The organism is Pseudomonas sp. W2I6 (genome assembly GCF_030815935.1).
Classification (GTDB): domain Bacteria; phylum Pseudomonadota; class Gammaproteobacteria; order Pseudomonadales; family Pseudomonadaceae; genus Aquipseudomonas.
Map to the genome: position 1 here is coordinate 4,075,542 of NZ_JAUSXJ010000001.1, position 19,755 is coordinate 4,095,296.

The 19,755-nt window shown below is 62.2% G+C and carries 15 protein-coding genes; 7 read left to right on the top strand and 8 right to left on the bottom strand.

Annotated features, from left to right (window positions below):
- Positions 1-43 precede the first annotated feature (43 nt).
- Positions 44-259 (top strand): AbrB/MazE/SpoVT family DNA-binding domain-containing protein, encoded by a 216-nt coding sequence (locus tag QF039_RS18640; protein WP_003208231.1) that lies wholly within the window; start codon positions 44-46, stop codon positions 257-259.
- On the opposite strand, the gene QF039_RS18645 is transcribed toward QF039_RS18640, so the two are convergent.
- Together QF039_RS18645 and QF039_RS18650 are read right to left on the bottom strand one after the other, a co-directional pair.
- A complete protein-coding gene (locus QF039_RS18645) occupies positions 256-834 on the bottom strand; it encodes a GNAT family N-acetyltransferase (protein WP_087695329.1) in 579 nt (192 codons plus the stop codon). The genes QF039_RS18640 and QF039_RS18645 overlap by 4 nt on opposite strands.
- A 72-nt stretch (positions 835-906) precedes the next feature.
- A complete protein-coding gene (locus tag QF039_RS18650; protein ID WP_307520001.1) occupies positions 907-3,264 on the bottom strand; it encodes a DNA polymerase II in 2,358 nt (785 codons plus the stop codon).
- 230 nt (positions 3,265-3,494) lie between these two features.
- Between QF039_RS18650 and QF039_RS18655 the strand changes: the two genes are divergently transcribed.
- The 6 genes from QF039_RS18655 to QF039_RS18680 all read left to right on the top strand — a co-directional run bounded on the left by QF039_RS18655 (position 3,495) and on the right by QF039_RS18680 (position 11,273).
- Positions 3,495-5,729 carry a TonB-dependent siderophore receptor gene (locus QF039_RS18655; protein ID WP_307520003.1) on the top strand — a complete coding sequence of 745 codons (2,235 nt, stop codon included), beginning with the start codon at positions 3,495-3,497 and terminating at the stop codon, positions 5,727-5,729.
- Between the two features lie 194 nt (positions 5,730-5,923).
- A complete protein-coding gene (locus tag QF039_RS18660) occupies positions 5,924-6,805 on the top strand; it encodes a LysR family transcriptional regulator (protein ID WP_003208237.1) in 882 nt (293 codons plus the stop codon).
- Between the two features lie 120 nt (positions 6,806-6,925).
- The gene (locus QF039_RS18665) at positions 6,926-8,032 is read left to right on the top strand and encodes a tartrate dehydrogenase (RefSeq protein ID WP_307520007.1); all 1,107 of its coding nucleotides are present in this window, start codon (positions 6,926-6,928) and stop codon (positions 8,030-8,032) included.
- A gap of 2 nt (positions 8,033-8,034) precedes the next feature.
- Entirely contained in the window at positions 8,035-9,483 is a 1,449-nt protein-coding gene (locus QF039_RS18670) for an aldehyde dehydrogenase family protein (RefSeq protein ID WP_003208241.1), read from the top strand.
- Positions 9,484-9,515: 32 nt separating this feature from the next.
- Complete coding sequence (locus QF039_RS18675) at positions 9,516-10,274, top strand: SDR family oxidoreductase (RefSeq protein ID WP_008434578.1); 759 nt, start codon at positions 9,516-9,518, stop codon at positions 10,272-10,274.
- A gap of 27 nt (positions 10,275-10,301) precedes the next feature.
- Positions 10,302-11,273 carry a cyclase family protein gene (locus QF039_RS18680; protein ID WP_087695324.1) on the top strand — a complete coding sequence of 324 codons (972 nt, stop codon included), beginning with the start codon at positions 10,302-10,304 and terminating at the stop codon, positions 11,271-11,273.
- Between the two features lie 221 nt (positions 11,274-11,494).
- Here the strand turns inward: QF039_RS18680 and QF039_RS18685 are convergent, their stop codons facing one another.
- From QF039_RS18685 to QF039_RS18710, 6 genes are all read right to left on the bottom strand, one after another.
- Entirely contained in the window at positions 11,495-11,962 is a 468-nt protein-coding gene (locus tag QF039_RS18685) for an SRPBCC family protein (RefSeq protein WP_134327048.1), read from the bottom strand.
- Positions 11,963-12,040: 78 nt separating this feature from the next.
- Positions 12,041-14,530 (bottom strand): TonB-dependent receptor, encoded by a 2,490-nt coding sequence (locus QF039_RS18690; protein WP_307520013.1) that lies wholly within the window; start codon positions 14,528-14,530, stop codon positions 12,041-12,043.
- A gap of 100 nt (positions 14,531-14,630) precedes the next feature.
- Complete coding sequence (locus QF039_RS18695; RefSeq protein ID WP_307520015.1) at positions 14,631-15,581, bottom strand: FecR domain-containing protein; 951 nt, start codon at positions 15,579-15,581, stop codon at positions 14,631-14,633.
- A complete protein-coding gene (locus QF039_RS18700; protein ID WP_307520017.1) occupies positions 15,578-16,102 on the bottom strand; it encodes a sigma-70 family RNA polymerase sigma factor in 525 nt (174 codons plus the stop codon). Before QF039_RS18700 ends, QF039_RS18695 begins: the two co-directional genes overlap by 4 nt.
- A gap of 83 nt (positions 16,103-16,185) precedes the next feature.
- Entirely contained in the window at positions 16,186-18,078 is a 1,893-nt protein-coding gene (mrdA, locus tag QF039_RS18705; protein WP_003208249.1) for a penicillin-binding protein 2, read from the bottom strand.
- Between the two features lie 195 nt (positions 18,079-18,273).
- Positions 18,274-19,689, bottom strand: a complete 1,416-nt coding sequence (locus QF039_RS18710; protein ID WP_307520020.1) for an aldehyde dehydrogenase family protein — start codon at positions 19,687-19,689, stop codon at positions 18,274-18,276.
- Positions 19,690-19,755: the final 66 nt, after the last annotated feature.

Consider the following 19,755-nt stretch of genomic DNA (forward strand, 5'->3'; position numbering starts at 1 on the left):
AGGTGTTAGGCTAGGCCGTTCATTCGTTCAACGGGAAGCCATCATGCACAGCAAACGCGTCACGATCGAAGACTGGGACGGCGACGGCGCCATCCGCCTGCCAGACGAAGCCTTGCAGGAACTGGGGCTGGATGTGGGCGACACGCTGTACATCGTCGAGACCTATGTGGGCACGCAAAAAGGCTTTGTGCTGTCGACCACGCCGAAAATTGCCGACCGGATGGATGAGTTGGTGGAAGAGCTGAGCCATAAGCCCTAGCGAGCCAGCCTGGCTTGCAACCCCGCCTTCACCTGTGGCCATTCCGGATCAATGATGCTGAAGCGCACCGAGTTGCGCTTGCGGCCATCGGGCATGATGCGCTCGTGGCGCACGATCCCTTCCTGTACCGCGCCGAGGCGCAGGATCGCGGCCCGGGATTTTTCGTTGAGTTCATCGGTGGTGAACTGCACCCGCACGCACTCCATCACTTCAAACGCGTAGGTCAGCAGCAACAGCTTGGCCTCGGTGTTGACCCCGGACTTCTGCACCGACTGGCTGATAAACGTGTGGCCGATCTCCAGCTTGCGGTTGACCCGGTCGACTTTCCAGAACCGGGTGCTGCCCACCACTTCACCGGTGTCGCGGCGCACGATGACAAACGGCATCACGGTGCCCGCCTCACGCCCGGCCAGGGCAATGTCCACGTACTTTTCGACGGTGTCGGGCCCCGGCACGTTGGTCACCTTGAGGTTCCACAACTGCCCGTCGGCAGCAGCCTGTACCAGCGCGGTGGCGTGTTCGCGTTGCAGGGGCCGGAGTTCGACCGTGGTGCCGGTCAGGGTGATTTCAGTCATGGGAGGGCTGCGCTGTCTGGTGGTCGTCAGTGGCCAAGATTGCAGGCTCTCGCCACCTCAAGGCAAGCCGTTTTAGAACAAGCCCATCTGGCCGCCCACCAGGGTGCCGAAGTCATCGTTTACAAACGGCAGGATCGCGTCCGCCACCGGTTGCAGTTGCCGGGTGACGTAGTGGTCGTAGTCGATCGGTGCCTGGCGCACTTCCAGCGGTTCGGGGCCGTTGACGCTGATCACGTAGCTGATCCAGCCACCGTTCTGGTACTGGCGCGGGCGGCCCTGGCGGTCGTTGTATTCGTCGGCCAGCCGCGCGGCGCGCACGTGGGGCGGTACGTTGCGCTCGTAGTCGCCCAGTTGCCGGCGCAGGCGCTTGCGGTAGATCAGCAGGTCGTCGAGCTCGCCGCTCAAGGTGCGACGTACGTAGTCGCGCACATAATCCTGGTGGGGCTGGCGGTGGAAGATGCGCTGGTAGAGTTCCTGCTGGAATTGCCGGGCCAGGGGCGACCAGTCGCTGCGTACGGTTTCCAGGCCCTTGTAGACCATTTCTTCGCTGCCGTCGGCACGGGTGACCAGCCCGGCGTAGCGCTTTTTGCTGCCCTCTTCCGCACCACGAATGGTCGGCATCAGGAAGCGGCTGAAGTGGGTTTCGTATTGCAGTTCCAGGGCGCTTTGCAGGCCGAACTCATTCTGCAGGCGCTCGCGCCACCAGGTGTTGACGTGCTGCACCAGGTCCAGGCCGATGCGCGTCGCGTCTTCCTGGGAATGGGGGCTGCCGAGCCAGACAAAAGTCGAGTCGGTATCGCCGTAGATCACCTCATAACCCCGGGCTTCGACCAGCTCGCGGGTCTGGCGCATGATCTGGTGGCCGCGCAGGGTGATGGACGATGCCAGTCGCGTGTCGAAAAAGCGGCAACCACTGGAACCGAGTACGCCGTAGAAGGCGTTCATGATGATCTTCAGCGCTTGGGACAGCGGCGCGTTGTGTTCGCGCTTGGCCACTTCGCGGCCCTCGGAAACCCGCGCGACAATCGACGGCAGGCAATGCCGGGTGCGGGAAAACCGCGCACCGCGAAAGCCTTCCACCGACTCGCTGTCTTCGGGGTGACGCAGGCCTTCGATCAGGCCCACCGGGTCGATCAGAAAGCTGCGAATGATCGACGGGTAGAGGCTTTTGTAGTCAAGCACCAGCACCGACTCGTAGAGGCCCGGGCGCGAATCCATGACAAACCCGCCGGGGCTGGCCTGGGGTGGTTTGTCTCCCAGGTTCGGCGCGACGAAACCCTGGCGGTGCATCAGCGGCATGTACAGGTGCGTGAACGCTGCCACCGAACCGCCGTTGCGGTCTGCCGGCAAGCCGGTGACGCTGGCTCGTTCGAGGAGGAATTTCAGCAGCTCGGTCTTCTCGAAAATCCGCGTGACCAGCTCGCAGTCCTTGAGGTTGTAGCGTGCCAGCGCGGGCTTGTCCTCGGCGAACATGCGGTTGATTTCGTCCATGCGCTGGTACGGCGTGGAGATCGATTTACCTTCACCGAGCAAGGTCTGGGCGACGTTTTCCAGGCTGAAGGATTCGAAACTCCAGGTGGCCGAGCGCAAGGCTTCGATGCCATCGATGATCAACCGCCCGGCCGCTGCCGCGAAGTAGTGATTGCGGCTGCCGTGCTCGCGCCAGCCCATGGCATCGCCGCCACGGCCCAGCAGCAGCGGCACGTTCAGGCGTTGCGCATGTTCGTGCAGCACGCGCAGGTCGAACTGCACCAGGTTCCAGCCGATGATCGCGTCGGGATCATGGGTAGCGAGCCACAGGTTCAGGCGTTCGAGGAGTTCGGCGCGGGTGTCGCAGTAGTCGAGCTTGAAGTCCACCGCATCGGTGTTGTTGGGCGGGCCGAGCATGTACACCTGGCGCTCGCCGCAACCTTCCAGGGCGATGGAATACAGGTCGCCCTGGGCGGTGGTCTCGATGTCCAGCGACACCAGCTTGAGTGGCGGGCGATAATCCGGCGCGGGTTTCATCTGCGCCTCCACCAGCATGCCGCCCTCGCCCGCTTTGCCGCCGAACAACACCGGCGCGGTGATGAAGCGCTCCATCATGTAGCGATCGGGCGGGCGCACATCGCCTTCGTAGACGTCGATGCCGGCTCGACGCAGGCGCTTTTCCAGGTCCATCAATTGGCGATGCTGTTTGGTGTAGAGGCCCAGCACCGGGCGATGGTGGAAGTCGCAGAGCGCCAGATCGCGCAACTCGATACCGCGCTCGCCCTTGAGCTGCAGCTCGGCCGGCTTGCGATGGGCTTGCGGGATGAACATCACGGAGGTCTGCACCGGCAAGCGCACGAACCTGGGGCCTTGATCGGTAGCCAGCCAAAAGCTGACCTCCGTGCCCGCCGGGGTGTCGCGCCAATGCCGGGTCAGGACAAACCCCTGCTGTAAATCCACCTTGCCACACCTCAAGAATCACTTTCAGGGCGTGATTCTACTCGGCCTGTGCCACGGCGCGGCGATTTAACCGAAATGGCCTACGTATACGGAGAGAGTAATCTCACAAACTTGTTGCAGAACGTTAATAACAATTACTATCATTCGCACCGGAGTCGTATCCGCGCAGCGAGGACGCGCAACGTTGTTGCCCTTTTCCTCACATTGACGGTTCGCCGTCAGGATCGACCATGCCCACTTCCACCCGTTTGGCTGTGCCGTTTCGCCCTACCCTGCTCGCCCTTTGCTGCTCCCTGAGCCTCGCCGCTCACGCCGCCACTCCAGAAACCCCGCAGGATGCGAACAACAGTCAGGACGGCAAGGCTCTGGAACTGGGCGCTACCACCATCAGCGCCGACGCGGCCACGCCCAACGCCCTGCCCCCGGTGTACGCCGGCGGCCAGGTCGCCCGCGGCGGGCAACTGGGGGTGCTGGGCAACCAGGACATCATGGACGTGCCCTTCAGCATGTCTTCCTATACCGAAAAATTGATCCGTGACCAGCAGGCCGAGAACGTCGGCGATGTGCTGCTCAACGATTCGTCCGTGCGCCAGGCGTCGGGGTACGCGAACCAGGCCCAGGCCTTTGTGATCCGTGGCCTGCCGCTGAACGGCGATGACATTTCGTTCAACGGTCTGTACGGCATCCTGCCGCGCCAGATCATGTCCACCGACGCCCTGGAGCGGGTTGAAGTGTTCAAGGGCCCCAACGCCTTTATCAATGGCGTGACGCCCGGCGGTTCCGGGATTGGCGGCGGCGTGAACCTGCAACCCAAGCGCGCCGATGATGTGCCGTTGCGGCGTTTCAGCACCGACATCAGCAGCGATGGCCGGGTCGGCGAGCACCTGGATATCGGGCAACGTTTTGGCGAGGACAATCGTTTTGGCGCACGGGTGAATATTTCCCAGCGCGAAGGCGACACCGGGATCGATGACGAGAACCAGCGTTCGAAGCTGTTTGCGGTTGGCCTGGACTATCGCGGTGATGCGCTGCGTTTGTCGGGAGACTTTGTCTACTCGAAACAGCAGATCAATGGCGGGCGCAACACCGTGTTGCTCGGCCAGAACCTGACCCATATCCCCAACGCGCCTTCGGCCGACACCAACTACGCGCCGAGCTGGGGCACCAGCAGCCTGGAAGACACTTTCGGCATGTTGCGCGCCGAGTACGACCTGAATGACAACTGGACCGCCTACATCGCGGGCGGCGCCAAGCACACCAACGAGATTGGCCGTTACTCCTCGGTCACGTTGAATGACACCCTGGGCAATGCCACCGTCAGCGGCTCGCGCATCGCCCACCAGGAAGACAACACCAGCCTGATGGCGGGCTTGAATGGCAAGTTCCAGACCGGCGCTGTCAGCCACAAACTGAACTTCGGGTTGACCGGGATCTGGGCCCAGACGCGCAACGCCTATGACTTCGACCTCAACGGCCACGCCAGCAATATCTATAACCCGGTGGACGTTGCCGAACCGGTCAAGGGCAGTTTCGTCGGCGGCGACCTGAACGATCCGGGCATCACCGCCAAGACCTTCGCCCGCAGTGCAGCGGTCTCGGACACCCTGGGCTTTATGGATGATCGCTTGCTGGTGACCGCCGGGTTGCGCCGCCAGGAACTGGTGGTCCAAGGGTATGCCTACGGGTCGGGCCCACGTAACGCCGATTACGACAAGTCGATCACCACACCGGTGTACGGCCTGGTGTTCAAGCCGTGGGACCACGTGTCGTTCTATGCCAACCATATCGAAGGCTTGGCCCAGGGCCCGACCGCACCTCAGAACGCCGGCACCGCACCCATTACCAACGCCGGCCAGGCCTATGCCCCGGCGCGCTCGAAACAGACCGAAGCCGGGGTCAAGCTCGACATGGGTACCTATGGCGCAACCCTGGGTGTGTATCGCATCGAGCAACCAACTGACGGTTACTCACAACTCAGCGCCGACGGCTTGAGCGCCACCTATGTTCGCCAGGGCGAGCAAGTCAACAAAGGCGTGGAGCTCAACGTGTTCGGTGAACCGATCGCCGGCCTGCGCCTGCTGGGCGGCGCAACCATCATCCACACCGAAGTCCACGGCACCCAGAACGGCGCCAACGACGGCAACCGCGCCATCGGCGTACCGACCTTCCAACTGAATGCCGGCGTGGACTGGGATGTACCAGGCCTGCAAGGCGTGACAGTCAACGGCCGGATGCTGCGCACCGGCGGCCAATATGCCGACGCGGCCAACAACCTCAGCCTGCCCGCCTGGAACCGCTTCGACGTGGGCGCCCGCTACACCTTCAAGGTGGAACAGCGTGACGTCACCCTCGGCGCCACTGTGGAGAACGTCGCCAATACCAAGTACTGGGAATCGGCACTCGGCGGCTACCTGACCCAAGGTGACCCGCGCGTGGCCAAGCTGTCGGCCAGTATCGACTTCTAACCCCTGTCAATGTGGGCGCTGGCTTGCCTGCGATGCGGGCACCGCGGTGTATCAGATGCACCCCGGTGATGCTATCGCAGGCAAGCCAGCTCCTACAGAAAGCAGATCTGCTTTCACCCGGGTTGTTTGCCGGACATTGGACAGCCGAACGCCAACTGCGTAGTTTCCCAACCACTGCGCACAAGGACCCCGGCATGTCCCCCGACCTCACTTCCATCGAGCTGTTCCTCAAGGCGGTCAAGCTGGGCAACCTGTCCCGGGCGGCCGAGCAATCCCATCTCTCCCTCTCTGCCGCCAGCCGACGCCTGTCGCTGCTGGAGCAGCACTTCAAGGTCGCCCTGCTGACCCGCACCTCCACCGGCGTTTCACCGACGGCAGCCGGGGAAGTATTGGCCCAGCATGCACAATCGATCCTGCGGGCCGTGGACGGCATGCACGCCGACCTCGCCGATTACGCCAAGGGCGCCACCGGCCGGGTTTGCCTGTACGCCAACAGTTCGGCGATGAGCCAGGAACTGCCGCGCCAACTGACCCAGTGGAACACCTTGCACCCGGGCATCCGCCTGGATATTCGCGAGGAGCGCAGCCGGGAGATCCTCCAGGCCGTGCGCGAGGGCGTGGCGGATGTCGGTATCGTCACCACCCGCCCCAGCGAAGAGCTGCGGTTCGAGCCCTACTGCCAGGACCGCCTGTGCCTGCTCGTGCCCAATGACCACCCACTGAAAATGCGCCATGCGCGCTTCGAGGATTTGCTCGGCTACGACTTCGTCGGCCTGGAAGACAACGCCGCCATCACCCCGTTGATTACCGAAGCCGCCGCGGCGATCGGCATGCCGTTGCGGCTGCGGGTGCAGGTGCGCAGTTTCGAAGCAGTGTGCCGCTTGATCGCTGCCGGCCAGGGCGTGGGCGTGTTGCCGCAGGGCGCGGTGCAGATCTTCCGCAAAGAGATGGCCTTGCGCTTTATCGAAATCGACGACAGCTGGGCCGACCGGCAGATGTACCTGTGCATGCGCAAGGAACAGCCGTCGCTGACGAGCCTGGCACTGTTCGACTACCTGAGTGCCAACCCTGCGTAAACCTTTGGCCTTCGAATTTTGCGAAGGCCGATTCCACAATTAGCAATTCCCCTGTTGTCACAGCTGTGCCAAGAATGCCCCCGCCAGACCTTCCTATAAAAACAAGACAGGAGACACGGCGTGTCCCAATCCCACACCCGCCCCACCCACCGCATCGCCGTGATTCCAGGCGACGGCATCGGCCGCGAAGTGGTGCCCGAAGGCCTGCGGGTACTGGACGCTGTCAGCCGGCGCTTCGGTATTCACTTTCACTTCGACCACTTTGCCTGGTGCAGCGAACACTACCTGGCCCACGGCACGATGATGCCCGACGACTGGGCCGAACAGGTCGGCAGCCATGACGCGATCTTCTTCGGCGCGGTGGGTGCGCCCGACATCATTGCCGACCACACTGCGGTGTGGGAGTCGCTGCTGAAGATCCGCCGCCAGTTCGATCAATACGTGAATATCCGCCCGGTGCGCCTGATGCCCGGCGTGCTCTGCCCGCTGGCCGGCCGCGTGCCCGGGGACATCGACTTTATCGTGGTGCGGGAAAATACCGAGGGTGAATACTCCAGCGTTGGCGGCCGCATGTGGGAAGGCACGGCGCGGGAAATCGCAGTGCAGGAGTCGATCTTCTCCCGCGAAGGCGTGGACCGCGTGGTGGACTACGCCTTCAAACTGGCGCAACAGCGGCCGCGGAAAAACCTGGTGGCGGCGACCAAATCCAATGGTATCTCGATCACCATGCCGTTCTGGGACGAGCGGGTTAACGAAGTTGCCCGGCGCTACCCGGACGTGAAGACCGCCAAGTTCCACATCGACATTCTGTGCGCGCACTTCGTGCAGCATCCCGACTGGTTCGATGTGGTGGTGGCCTCCAACCTGTTCGGCGACATCCTTTCCGACCTCGGCCCGGCGTGCACCGGCACCATTGGCATTGCGCCGTCGGCCAACCTCAATCCGGAGCGGCGCTACCCGTCGCTGTTCGAGCCGGTGCACGGTTCCGCGCCTGATATTGCCGGGCTCGGTGTCGCCAATCCCATCGGGCAGATCTGGTCGGCCGCGCTGATGATCGAGCACCTGGGCGACGGTGATCCGCTTTACCAGGAAGCGGCGGCAGCCATCGTGTCCGCCATCGAAACGGTGCTTGCCGAAGGCCCGCGCACCCGGGAAATGGGCGGCAGCGCCAGCACTGTCGAAGTGGGTCGCGCCATCGCCGAATGCGTCGCAGGGAACAGGAGCTGAACATGACCAACGCACATTACATCGCCAACCAATGGCTGGCGTCGACCTCGCTGGAAGACATTCCGGTGATCGACCCCAGCACCGGCGAAACCTATTCGAGCATCGCCCGTGGCACGGCCGCCGATATCGAGGCGGCGATCAGCGCGGCGCGCCTGGCACTCGGCGAAACCTTCGACGGCCCGTGGGGCCGGTTGTCTGCCGTGGAGCGCAGCCGTTTGCTGGCCAAGCTTGGCGTGGCGGTGCTGGAACATCATGAAGAGCTGGCGCAGATCGAGGCGCGGGACACCGGCAAGGCGCTGAAAGTCGCCCGCGCCGATGCCACCGCCCTTGCCCGCTATTTCGAATACTACGCGGGTGCCGCCGACAAACTGCACGGCGAAACCCTGCCGTACCAGGCCGGCTACACGGTGTTGACGGTGCGCGAACCCCACGGGGTGACCGGGCATATCATCCCGTGGAATTACCCGATGCAGATTTTCGGGCGCAGCGTCGGCGCCTCGTTGGCGGCGGGCAATGCGTGCGTGGTCAAGCCGGCGGAAGATGCCAGCCTGTCGTTGCTGCGCCTGGCGGAAATCGCTGCCGAGGTTGGTTTTCCAGCCGGCGCGATCAACGTAGTCACCGGTTACGGCTACGAAGCCGGCGCGGCGTTGTGTGCACACCCGGGCATCGATCACATTTCGTTCACCGGCTCCACCGCCACCGGTACTGCCGTGTCGAAAGCCGCTGCCGAACGCCACTGCCCGGTCACCCTGGAGTTGGGCGGCAAGTCGCCGCAACTGGTGTTCGCCGATGCCGACCTGGATGAAGCGTTGCCGGTGCTGGTCAACGCCATCATTCAGAACTGCGGGCAAACCTGCTCCGCCGGCAGCCGTTTGCTGGTGGAACGCAGCATTTACGAAACCCTGCTCGCACGCCTCAGCCAACGTTTCAGCGAACTGCGCGCCGGGCCTTCGGCGCTGGACCTGGACATGGGCCCGCTGATCAATCAGAAGCAGCTGCGCCTGGTGCGCGAGTTTATTCGTCAAGCCGAACAGGAAGGGATCATCGTCGCCGCACGCGGAACGGTGGTGGCCGAGGCCGGCAGCAGCGGGTATTTCCAGGAGGCGGTGCTGTTTCGCGATGTGCCGCCTGACAGTCGCCTGGCGCAACAGGAAGTGTTCGGCCCGGTGCTGGCCGTGATGCCCTTCGACGATGAAGCCGAAGCGATTCGCCTGGCCAACGGCACCGAGTTCGGCCTGGTGGCCGGCGTGTGGACCCGCGATGGCGCGCGGCAAATGCGCCTGGCGCGCACCCTGCGTTGTGGCCAGGTGTTCATCAATAACTATGGCGCTGGTGGCGGCGTTGAATTGCCATTCGGCGGCGTGAAGGCCAGCGGGTATGGACGGGAAAAAGGCTTCGAGGCGCTGCTGGGCTTTACCACCTTGAAGACCATTGCGATCAAACACGGTTGATTCCTCACAACAACAAGAACGGAGAACACACCATGCGTTTAGCCAATAAAGTCGCGATCGTCACCGGCGCCGGTTCGGGGTTTGGCGAGGGCATCGCCAAGACTTTCGCGCGCCAGGGCGCCAAGGTCATCGTCGCCGACATGAACGCCGTCGGCGGTCAGCGGGTGGTCAATGAAATCGCCGAAAGCGGCGGCCATGCGCATTTCATCGAGGTCAACGTGGCCAACGATGAAAGCATGGGCGCCCTGCTGCGTGGCACTTTGGAGCAGTTCGGCGGCCTCGATATCGTCATCAACAACGCCGGTACCACCCACCGCAACCGGCCGATGCTGGAAGTCGACGAAGCCGAGTTCGACCGGGTGTTTGCGGTCAACGTCAAAAGCATCTTCTTGAGCGCCAAGCATTTTGTGCCGCATTTTCGCGGCCAGGGCGGCGGCGTGTTCGTCAATATTGCCTCGACGGCGGCGATCCGCCCGCGTCCGGGACTGGTCTGGTATAACGGCAGCAAGGGCGCAGTGGTGGTCATGAGCAAGACCATGGCGGCGGAGCTGGGGCCGGACAATATCCGCGTCAACTGCGTGAACCCGGTGGTGGGTGCCACGGCGTTGCTCAGCGAATTCATGGGCGTGCCGGACACCCCGGAAAACCGCCAGAAATTCATGGCGACCATTCCCCTGGGGCGCTTTTCCACCCCGCAAGATGTGGCCAACGCCTGCCTGTACCTGGCGTCGGACGAAGCGGCGTTCATCACCGGCACTTGCCTTGAAGTCGATGGCGGGCGCTGCGTGTAACTCACTCTCACAGGGACCGGAATTGCTATGTGTGATCTTCATAATAAGAACGAGCCGAACACCCGCGAATTGCTTGAAGGCCTGCCAAAGAACTGGGGTAAATGGGGCCCGGACGACGAAGTCGGCGCCCTCAATTACCTGACTGAAGCCGAAGTACTGCGGGGCGTGGCCTCGGTGCGCCAGGGCAAGACCTTTACCCTGCAAGTGCAGATCGGCCACCCCGACGGCGACCCGATGTGGCCGGCGCGCAACCCGTCGATGCGCTTCAATACCCTCGACCACAGCCATTACCACTTCGGCAAACAGCCGCACATGACCGGTGGTGCGGCGTATTCCGACGACGTGATCTTCATGCAGCTGCAAGGCTCGACCCAGTACGACGCCCTCGGCCACGCCTGGTACGACAATCAACTGTGGAACGGCTACGACGCCCAGACCACCGTTGGCGGCATGGCCAAGGCCAGCGTGCTGGCGATTGCCGAACGCGGCGTGGTGGGCCGTGCGGTGCTGATCGACATGGCCCGCCATCGCGGCAAGAAGTGCCTGGGTCGGGGCGAAACCTTCAACCACCTGGACCTGCTCGACGCCGCCAAGGCCCAGGGCGTCACCATTGAAAAACGTGACATCCTGATCATCCGCACCGGGTCCATGGGGGCGTTTTATGAGCTGGGCAAGACCGAGTTCTTCAAGGACCTGATGGAGCCGGGGCTGACGTACAGCCGGGAGCTGGTGGAGTGGTTCCACGAGATGGAAATCCCCAACCTGGTGACCGACACCATCGCCAACGAAGTGATCACCGACCCGGTGTCCGGGGTGCAGATTCCGCTGCATTGCGCGCTGATGCGCAACCTGGGGATCGCCTTCACCGAAATCGTGTTGCTGGAGGAACTGGCCGCCGATTGTGCGGACGACGGCCAGTGGAAATTCCTCTACACCGCCGCCCCGCTGAAGATTGTCGGGGGCAGTGGCGCACCGGTGAATCCGGTGGTGATCAAGTAGCCGTTCCGTCTCAGTGGCGAATTTGCGAATCGCGAACTCGCCACTAGACTCAAGGCTCCTCTCACATGGAAGTCCACTCAATGAATGTATTGCGCCCTCTTCGCCAGGCAATTGCCCTGGCAACCCTGCTGTCTGCTGGCCAAAGCGTGTTGGTGACCTACACCGATACCCTGGAAATCAGCACCGCCCACGAAGGCTGATGAATGCGGCGCCCCATCAGCTCACGGCTGATGGGATTTCGCCAGATAGTCTTCGATGTTGTTCATCTGATCATCCCAGCCTCGGGAGTTCTTCTTGTAGGCCTTCTGGCGGCGAACGTCCGGGATCCCGTCAAAACCTGACTCCACCACGCGCAACAAGATGCCTTCGGCGTGATCCTCGAGGGTGAACTCCACCAGCGTTGGGGTTTCGGCGTCGTAATCAACTCCCTCGTCTACCGCGTAGGGATGCCAACTGAAAGAGAACCGCGTCTGTGGTTCAAGCCGCTCGATCCTTGCCTTCCACACCACGTGCTCGTAACCGGGATAGGTGATGGGGGCTTCAATGGCCCGGCCCTGGGCGAACTGTTTGCCCTTGAGGGCGATGCCAAACCAGCTGCCGAATTGCTCGGCGTCGGTCAGTGCTTCCCAGACCCGTTGGCGTGGAGCGTTGAGCAGGACTTTACGTTTGATTTCATTTGATTCGTGCATGAGACACCTCCTGTATTGACAGTAGGCGACATCGACCAATGCGCAACCCTGGGGTTGCGCATTCCCGGTTTCAGCGAGTCAGAATTGCCACTTGGCGTTGACCATCGCGTTGCGCGGTTCGCCGTAGGAGCCGGAGTTGAACGTGCCCAGGCCGTCGTAGTACTTCTGGTCGAACAGGTTGTTGACGTTCAGGCCCACCGACAGGTGTTCATCAACCTGGTAGCTGGCGAGCAGGCCGACCACACCGTACGGGTCCTGCTTGGCCTTGTAGTACGGGCCTTCGTAGTTGATTTGGGAGGACGCATAGATCTCGCTTTGCCAGGTGACGTTGGCGCCGATGGTCAGGCGGTCGAGGTTGCCGGGCAGGCGGTATGAGGTGCCAAGTTTGAACAGGTTGATCGGCTGGTTGGCCTGCACGCGTGCGCCGTCCTTGTCGTGGGATTCGCGGTAGGTGTAGCCGCCGAATACGTTCCAGCCTTCGCCCACTTCACCGGAGATTTCGGTTTCGACGCCACGAGTGCTGGTGCCGGCGATGGCCTTGTAGACGGCTGCGCCTGAAGAGTCGGTGCCGGATTGCTCGGGAGTGTTCTTCTGCTCGATGTCGAACAGCGCAATGCTGGCGTTCAGCGCGCCATTGAAGAATTCGCCCTTGAGACCGATTTCGTAGTTGTCGCCCTGCTGCGGCGCCAGGGAGCCCTTTGAAGACGTCTTGTAGAAAGTCTGCGGCAGGAAGATGTTGGTGTAGCTGGCGTAGACCGAGTAGGTATCGTTGAGGTCATAGATGACGCCGGCGTAGGGCGTGACCACGCCGGTCTTCCTGGTTTTATCGATGGTTTTCGTGCCTGCTGCGTAGTCCCGGTCGGCGTTCTCCTGGTTCCACCAACTGACCCGCGTCCCCAGGATGATCGTCAGCGGATCAATCGGTTTCAAGCGCAGGGCGGCGTAGACGCCGGTCTGTTGCAAAGTGGTGACGGTGCCACCGACTTCGGTGTACGAACGGCGACTGTACTGCCGGCCATCCCAGGTGAAGATGTTGTCCACCTGACCGTAGTCGTTATCGGCCGAACCGCTGCTGTAGTCGGGGAAGTTCAGGTGCGTGCGCGAACTGCTGGCGCCCATCACCAGTTCATGCTCACGCCCGCCCAGCTGGAACGGGCCGGTGGCATACACATCGACGGTGTCCTGGGTCTGGTAGCTGTCCAGGCGATAGATGAAGGCACCCGCGCCCTGCCCTGTCACGGGGTCCGGGTAGCCGCCACTGGCCGACGCGCCCTGTCCTTTGCGGTAGGAATACTGATGGCTGTAGGCAGTCTTGAGGCTCCAGTCGTCATCCAGCTTGTGATCGAGCATCGTCGTGAAGGTGTAGCTGGTGTTGTCCATGTAGCTGGAGCGCGAGGCCGGGTTGAAGGAGCGGGAGAAGTGGGTCTGGGTGCCATTGTTGTAGAACAGCGGGATATGGCCGTAGGTGCTGCCATTGGCGTCGTTGTTCTGGTAGTCGAGGCTGGTGCGCAGCGTGGTGTTTTCGTTCAGGTCGATGTCCAGGGCGCCATACATCACGCGCTTGTCCTGCTTATACCAGTCGATGAACGAATTCTGTTTTTGATAAGCCGCGACGAAACGTCCGCGCACGTTGCCGGTTTCGGTCAACGGGCCGGACACATCGACTTCGGAACGGTAACGGTCCCACGCCCCGGCTTCGCCGGAAACGTAGGCCTGGAAGTCCTTGGTCGGGCGCTTGCGCACCAGGTTGATGGTGGCCGATGGAGTGCCGGCGCCGCTCATCAGCCCGGTGGCGCCGCGCACCACTTCGACGCGGTCGTAGATCGCCATGTCGGAGATTGCGCCGGTGTATTGCTGGGACTCGTTGGCCACCTGCGACGGAATACCGTCGTACTGGAAATTCTGGATTTCAAAGCCCCGGGAATAGAACGAGTAACGCTCGCTGTCGCGGTGGTTGCTGCTGATGCCGGGGGTGAAGGCCAGCACTTCGTTGAGGGTCGACAGGTGTTGGTCGTCCATCAACTGGCGGGTGACGACGCTGACCGATTGCGGCGTTTCCCGCAGCGACAACGGTAGCTTGGTCGCGGTACTGGTGGCGCCGGTGGTGTAGGAGCCGGTGTTTTCGGTGGTCAGGCTCAGCCCTTCGGCATTGATGCTGGTGGCGCCCAGGGTCAAGGCGCCGCTGGATTGCGGGATCAGGCCGTAGCTGCCATCACCATTGGCCGCCACGCTCAGGGCGCTGCCCGCCAACAAACGCGCGAAACCCTGCTCGACACTGTAGGTGCCGGTGAGGCCCTGGCTCTGCTTGCCCGCAGTCAGGCCCGAGTCAAAAGACAAGACGACGCCGGCGTCACTGGCAAAGCGGCTCAGTACCGACCCCAACGGGCCGGGCGCGATGCTGAAGGTCTTTTGCGGGCTGGCCGCCACAGCGCTGGAGCCTGGGGACAGCAACGGGCCCAGAAGGCTGTATTGCACCATCAACGACACGCCGAACAACGCCACCTGCAGGGGCTTTTTGCGAAATGATCGAAGCGGTGGATTGGCGACTGAAGTTTGCCCTGCGCGCATTACTGACTCCTGGTGACCGAAAGAAATGAAGAGGTATTGCAGGAGGAGTCGAGCGAGGCGCGGCAAATCGACAACGGCGGCGGATAAATATTTTGCGTTTTTATCCGCGGGCGACAATTTGGGTCCAGTAATCGGTGCGGGAGATGCGCCGTACCGGTAGCGCACGGGTCAGTGCGGTGAGGGTCAGGTCCAGATCATCCAGGGAATAGGCGCCGGAGACCCGCAGGTGGCCGACCTCGGCAGCACACCCCAGGTAACCTGGCCGATAGCGCTGCAACTCTTCGAGCAGGCGATCCAGCCGCCAGTTGTCCACCACCAGGCGCCCCGCCGCCCATTCGCCCTCGCCGGGCTCAATGGCGCGCAGCGTCAGCAGGCGGCTGGTATCGAAGGTCACGGCGTTGCCGGTGGTGATCACCGTCTCTGCCAGCTCATCACCCGGGCGCACGGCCACGGCGTGTTGCAGGACGCTCATGGCGGTGTAGCCGTCGAACTGGCGCACGGTGAAACGTGTGCCCAGCGCGCGCATCTCGCCGTGGGCGCTGCGTACCATGAAAGGGCGTGCATCCTTGGCGGTCTCGATCAGGATCTCACCGGCGCGCAGGATCATCAGCCGCTGGTCCGGGCCGTAGCGCACATCTACGGCGCTGGCCGTATTGAGCGACAGCCGGGTGCCATCCTCGAGGGTGACAGTGTGACGTTCGCCGGTGGTGGTGCGCTGATCGGCCATCCATATCGGCGCCTGGCGATAGCCGGTCCAGCCCATGGCGCTCACCCCGGCACCGATCACCAGGCCCTTGAGCAAGCCGCGTCGCCCCAGGTGCCGGGAATGATCGGCGGCCTTGTCCAGCACATTGACGGCCAGGGATCCCGGCAGGCACTGGAGTTGGCCCTGGAGCATCTCCACACGCTGCCAGGCCCACTGGTTCAACGGGGATTCTTCGCGCCACGTGTTCCAGTCCTGCTGAAGCTGGCGATCACCGGGCACCTCCGCCAGGCGTGCAACCCATTGGGCCGCGGCACTCAGCGCCTGGCGTTGCGGGTCAAGGGTCATTGGTCCAGCGCTTCAAGCAGGCAATGCTCGGTGGCCTTGGCGATGTATTTGGTCACCGAGCTGACCGAGACCTGTAGCTGCTCAGCGATTTCCTTGTAAGGCATGCCCTGCAACTGAGAGAGCAGGAACGCGCGTTTCACCTTGCGCCCGAGACCGTCGAGCATCGCATCGAGGCGCTGCAGGGTTTCGATGATCAGCAGGCGCTCTTCGGGTGACAGGGCGTAGGCCAAGGGCTGTTCGGCCAAAGCCTGGAGATAAGCCTGCTCAAGGGCCTTGCGACGGTAGCTGTCAATCATCACGCGCCTGGCGATGGTCACCAGGAAGTGCCGCGGCTCCTTCAGGTCGGCGGCCAGAGGTTTGGCCCGGTCGGCCAATAGCAGGCGAATGAAGGTGTCCTGTGCCAGGTCAGCCGCCTGATGCGAACACCCCAGCCGCGAACGCAACCAACCCACCAGCCAGCGGTGATGGGCACCGTAAAGCGTGGCAACAGGCTGGTGAGCGTGGCGGATCGATTCGGGCATGATGGCGATTAGCGCTAATGAGAACGAATCGCAATTTAGACGAATGTAGGAGTAAGGGCAATCACCTGTGTGTATTTGTGGCTTTAGACGTGGGGATCACCCGGCGCCTTGGCAGGGGTCGCGTATTGCGGCTTCAAGTGGCCTTCCTGATCGAGCAGCCAGGCGTCCATGATCTGGCGCACCACCGGCCCCGCCACTCGGCCACCGGCCTCGCCGTTTTCGATCATCACCGAAATCACGATCCGCGGGTGCTCCGCCGGGGCAAAGCCGACGAACAAGGCGTTGTCGCGGTTGCGCTCCAGGGTCTTGAGACGGTTGTAACGCTCGCCCTGCTTGATCGCCACTACCTGCGCAGTACCAGACTTGCCAGCAATCCGGTACTGCGCACCGGCTGCAGCCGCCCGGGCGATACCGCGTGGATCGTGCATTACCAATTGCATGCCGTGGTTGACCTGCTCCCAGTCGCGCGGGTCTTTGAGCACCACGTTGGGCATCGGGTTTTCATCCACCGGCGGCACGCCATTGATGGTCTTGGCCAAGTGCGGTCGGTTCCACACGCCCTTGTTGGCGATCAGCGCAGTGGCCTGGGCCAGCTGCAACGGGGTGACCTGCATGTAACCCTGGCCGATGCCGAGGATCACGGTTTCACCCGGGAACCAAGGCTGGCGCCGGGTAGCGCGCTTCCAGGCTTGGGACGGCATCAGGCCGGCTGACTCTTCGAACATGTCGAGGGAGACTTTCTGGCCAAGGCCGAACTCGGCCAGGTAGTCGTGCAGGCGGTCGATACCCAGCTTGTGGGCCAGGTCGTAGAAGTAGGTGTCGTTGGAGCGCATGATCGCTGCGTCCATGTCCACCCAACCATCGCCGCTGTGGTTCCAGTTGCGGTATTTGTGGTCGAAATCCGGGAGTTGGTAATAGCCCGGGTCGAACACCCGGGTCTGGGCGGTAACCACGCCGCTGTCGAGGCCAGCGATGGCGACTTCCGGCTTGATCGTCGAACCCGGCGCGTAGAGCCCGCGCAGCACGCGGTTGAACAGCGGACGGTCGAGGGAGTCGTGCAGCGCGGCGTATTCCTTGAAGCTGATGCCGGTGACAAACAGGTTCGGGTCGAAACTTGGCTTGCTGACCATCGCCAGCACTTCGCCGGTTGCCGGGTCGAGAGCAACCACCGAACCACGGCGGTCGCCGAGGGCTTCTTCGGCGGCTTCCTGGAGTTTGACGTCCAGGCTCAGCACGATGTTTTTGCCGGGGATCGGGTCGGTGTGCTTGAGCACCCGCAGGACGCGGCCCTGGGCGTTGGTTTCAACTTCTTCATAGCCGACGTGGCCATGCAACTCGGACTCGTAGAAACGCTCGATCCCGGTTTTACCAATGGACTGCGTGCCCCGGTACTCCACTGAGTCGAGGGCTTTGGATTCTTTTTCGTTGATCCGGCCTACGTAGCCAATGGAGTGGGCAAAGTGCGCACCCAGCGGATAATGGCGGACGAATTGCGGCTCGACATCCACGCCTGGCAGGCGGAATTCGTTGACGGCCAGCACGGCGATCTGCTCTTCGGTCAGCTCGTAGAACAGGGTGACGGGCACGAAGGGATGACGGGCTTGCTTGAGCGCCTTATCAAATACGCCGCGATCCTCGGCGGGCAAATGCAGGAGGCTGACGATAGCGTCCAGCTCTCCTTTGAGATCGGTGGTGCGCTCGCGGGTGATGGTCAGGTTGTAGCTGGGACGGTTGTCGGCAAGTACTACGCCGTTGCGGTCATAGATCAGGCCGCGGGTCGGTGTGATCGGCAGGACGTGGACGCGATTGTTTTCGGAAATGGTGGAGTGGTAGTCGTACTGCACCACCTGCAGGAAGTACATCCGACCTACCAGGGCGCAGGTAATGCCGATTACCAGCAGCGCGCAGGCCAGCAGCCGCTTGTTGACCAGGCGGTTTTCTTTTTCGTGATCCTTGATCGGTATTGGTTCAGGCATTTCTACAGCATCTCGTTGAATAAGGTCGACGCCGCTTCCTGCGGAGGAAAAATCAGTCCTTGTGAAAATGTGCTGCACCATACCAAAAATGCAGAAACACTTTGCATCGATTTCCCTGAACGGTGTGCTAATGGAGCCTGTTCATGCACTTTGGTTTGAGCCGTTGACCTTATTCATGCGTTTTTATGCTGACGATCAGCTCAGGATCGACTTGGGCTCCAGGAAGGCTTCGAGGCCGAATGTGCCGTACTCGCGGCCGATACCCGATTGCTTGAAGCCACCAAACGGCGCTAGAGGTTCATGGGCCAGGGTATTGATCAGCACTCGGCCAGCGTCTATACGGCTGGCCAGCCTGCGGGCGCGTTCGGGATCTGAAGACAGGATGTATGCCTGGAGGCCGTAGGGTGTGTCGTTGGCGATGGTCAGGGCCTCTTCCTCGGTTGCGTAGGTAATGATCGAGAGCACTGGGCCGAAAATCTCCTCGCGGGCGATGGCCATTTGGTTGGTCACCCGGCTGAATACGGTTGGTTTTACGAACCACCCGGCTTTGATGCCCTCAGGCAAACCGCGACCTCCTGCCAATAGGTGGGCGCCCTCCTCGATCCCGATCTGAATGTAGCGCTGTACGCGCTCCCACTGTTTTTGGCTGACCATGGGGCCGACCGCAGTAGCTGGGTCACGAGGGTCGCCGGCTTGCACGTTGGCCACCTCGTCGATCATCAGCGCTTCGATTTCTTCCAAACGACTTTCGGGTACCAGGATTCGAGTGCCGGCGATACAGGCCTGGCCGCTGTTCATGAAACCGGCCTGAAGGGCCATGGGCACGGCCGTCTTGAGGTCCGCATCATCGAGAATCAGCACCGGTGATTTGCCGCCCAGCTCTAGGGTCACGCGCTTCAGGGTCTCGGCGCCGGTCCGCAGGATTGTTTTGCCGACAGCGGTTGAACCGGTGAAGGACACTTTTGCGATGTCGGGATGGGCGCTCAACACGGCGCCTACGGTTTCGCCACGGCCAGTGACGATGTTGAATACACCGGGAGGCAAGCCAGCTTCATGAAGCGCGCGGGTGACTAGCGAGGTCTGGATTGCGCTCATTTCACTGGGTTTGATCACGGCGGTACAGCCGGCGGCCAACGCTGCAGCGAGCTTGCCGCAGATAAAACCGGCGTTGCTGTTCCAGGGTGTGATCAAGCCGGCCACACCCAGCGGCTGCATGACCACCTCGGCGATGCCAATGCGTCGGGAGAAGTTGTAGCTCTCCAGTACTAAAGCGGCATCTTGCAGGACGCTGGCTGCATGCCTGGCCATCCACCGCGCACGGGATATTGGGGCGCCGTACTCCTCGATAATCGCGTCGGTAAGTGCGTCTTCAATGGATTCAACTGCGGCGTGAAGGCGTTTGAGATAGTCGATGCGCACATCTTTAGAGCTATGGGAGAACTCGGTAAAAGCTCGCTTGGCGGCAGCGATGGCATCCAGGGCGTCTTGTTCATTTGCCAATCGAACCTGGCCGATACGCTGGCCTGTTGCAGGGTTGAACAGGTCAAAAAGCTCTTCGCCATGGGGCGTCACAAAGTCGCCGTTGATGTAAATCTGGTTGATGTATTGCATAGGTCCTCCGGGACGCTGAGCTAGTGCGTCCTACGGTAAGTCACTATGATTGAGCTGATAAGCCGT

What these genes read in the sequence shown, in the direction of transcription:
- QF039_RS18640 (WP_003208231.1), top strand. Translation starts at nt 44, where the DNA reads ATGCACAGCAAACGCGTCACGATCGAAGACTGGGACGGCGACGGCGCC.
- QF039_RS18645 (WP_087695329.1), bottom strand. Translation starts at nt 834, where the DNA reads ATGACTGAAATCACCCTGACCGGCACCACGGTCGAACTCCGGCCCCTG.
- QF039_RS18655 (WP_307520003.1), top strand. Translation starts at nt 3,495, where the DNA reads ATGCCCACTTCCACCCGTTTGGCTGTGCCGTTTCGCCCTACCCTGCTC.
- QF039_RS18660 (WP_003208237.1), top strand. Translation starts at nt 5,924, where the DNA reads ATGTCCCCCGACCTCACTTCCATCGAGCTGTTCCTCAAGGCGGTCAAG.
- QF039_RS18670 (WP_003208241.1), top strand. Translation starts at nt 8,035, where the DNA reads ATGACCAACGCACATTACATCGCCAACCAATGGCTGGCGTCGACCTCG.
- QF039_RS18675 (WP_008434578.1), top strand. Translation starts at nt 9,516, where the DNA reads ATGCGTTTAGCCAATAAAGTCGCGATCGTCACCGGCGCCGGTTCGGGG.
- QF039_RS18680 (WP_087695324.1), top strand. Translation starts at nt 10,302, where the DNA reads ATGTGTGATCTTCATAATAAGAACGAGCCGAACACCCGCGAATTGCTT.
- QF039_RS18685 (WP_134327048.1), bottom strand. Translation starts at nt 11,962, where the DNA reads ATGCACGAATCAAATGAAATCAAACGTAAAGTCCTGCTCAACGCTCCA.
- QF039_RS18690 (WP_307520013.1), bottom strand. Translation starts at nt 14,530, where the DNA reads ATGCGCGCAGGGCAAACTTCAGTCGCCAATCCACCGCTTCGATCATTT.
- QF039_RS18695 (WP_307520015.1), bottom strand. Translation starts at nt 15,581, where the DNA reads ATGACCCTTGACCCGCAACGCCAGGCGCTGAGTGCCGCGGCCCAATGG.
- QF039_RS18700 (WP_307520017.1), bottom strand. Translation starts at nt 16,102, where the DNA reads ATGCCCGAATCGATCCGCCACGCTCACCAGCCTGTTGCCACGCTTTAC.
- mrdA (WP_003208249.1), bottom strand. Translation starts at nt 18,078, where the DNA reads ATGCCTGAACCAATACCGATCAAGGATCACGAAAAAGAAAACCGCCTG.
- QF039_RS18710 (WP_307520020.1), bottom strand. Translation starts at nt 19,689, where the DNA reads ATGCAATACATCAACCAGATTTACATCAACGGCGACTTTGTGACGCCC.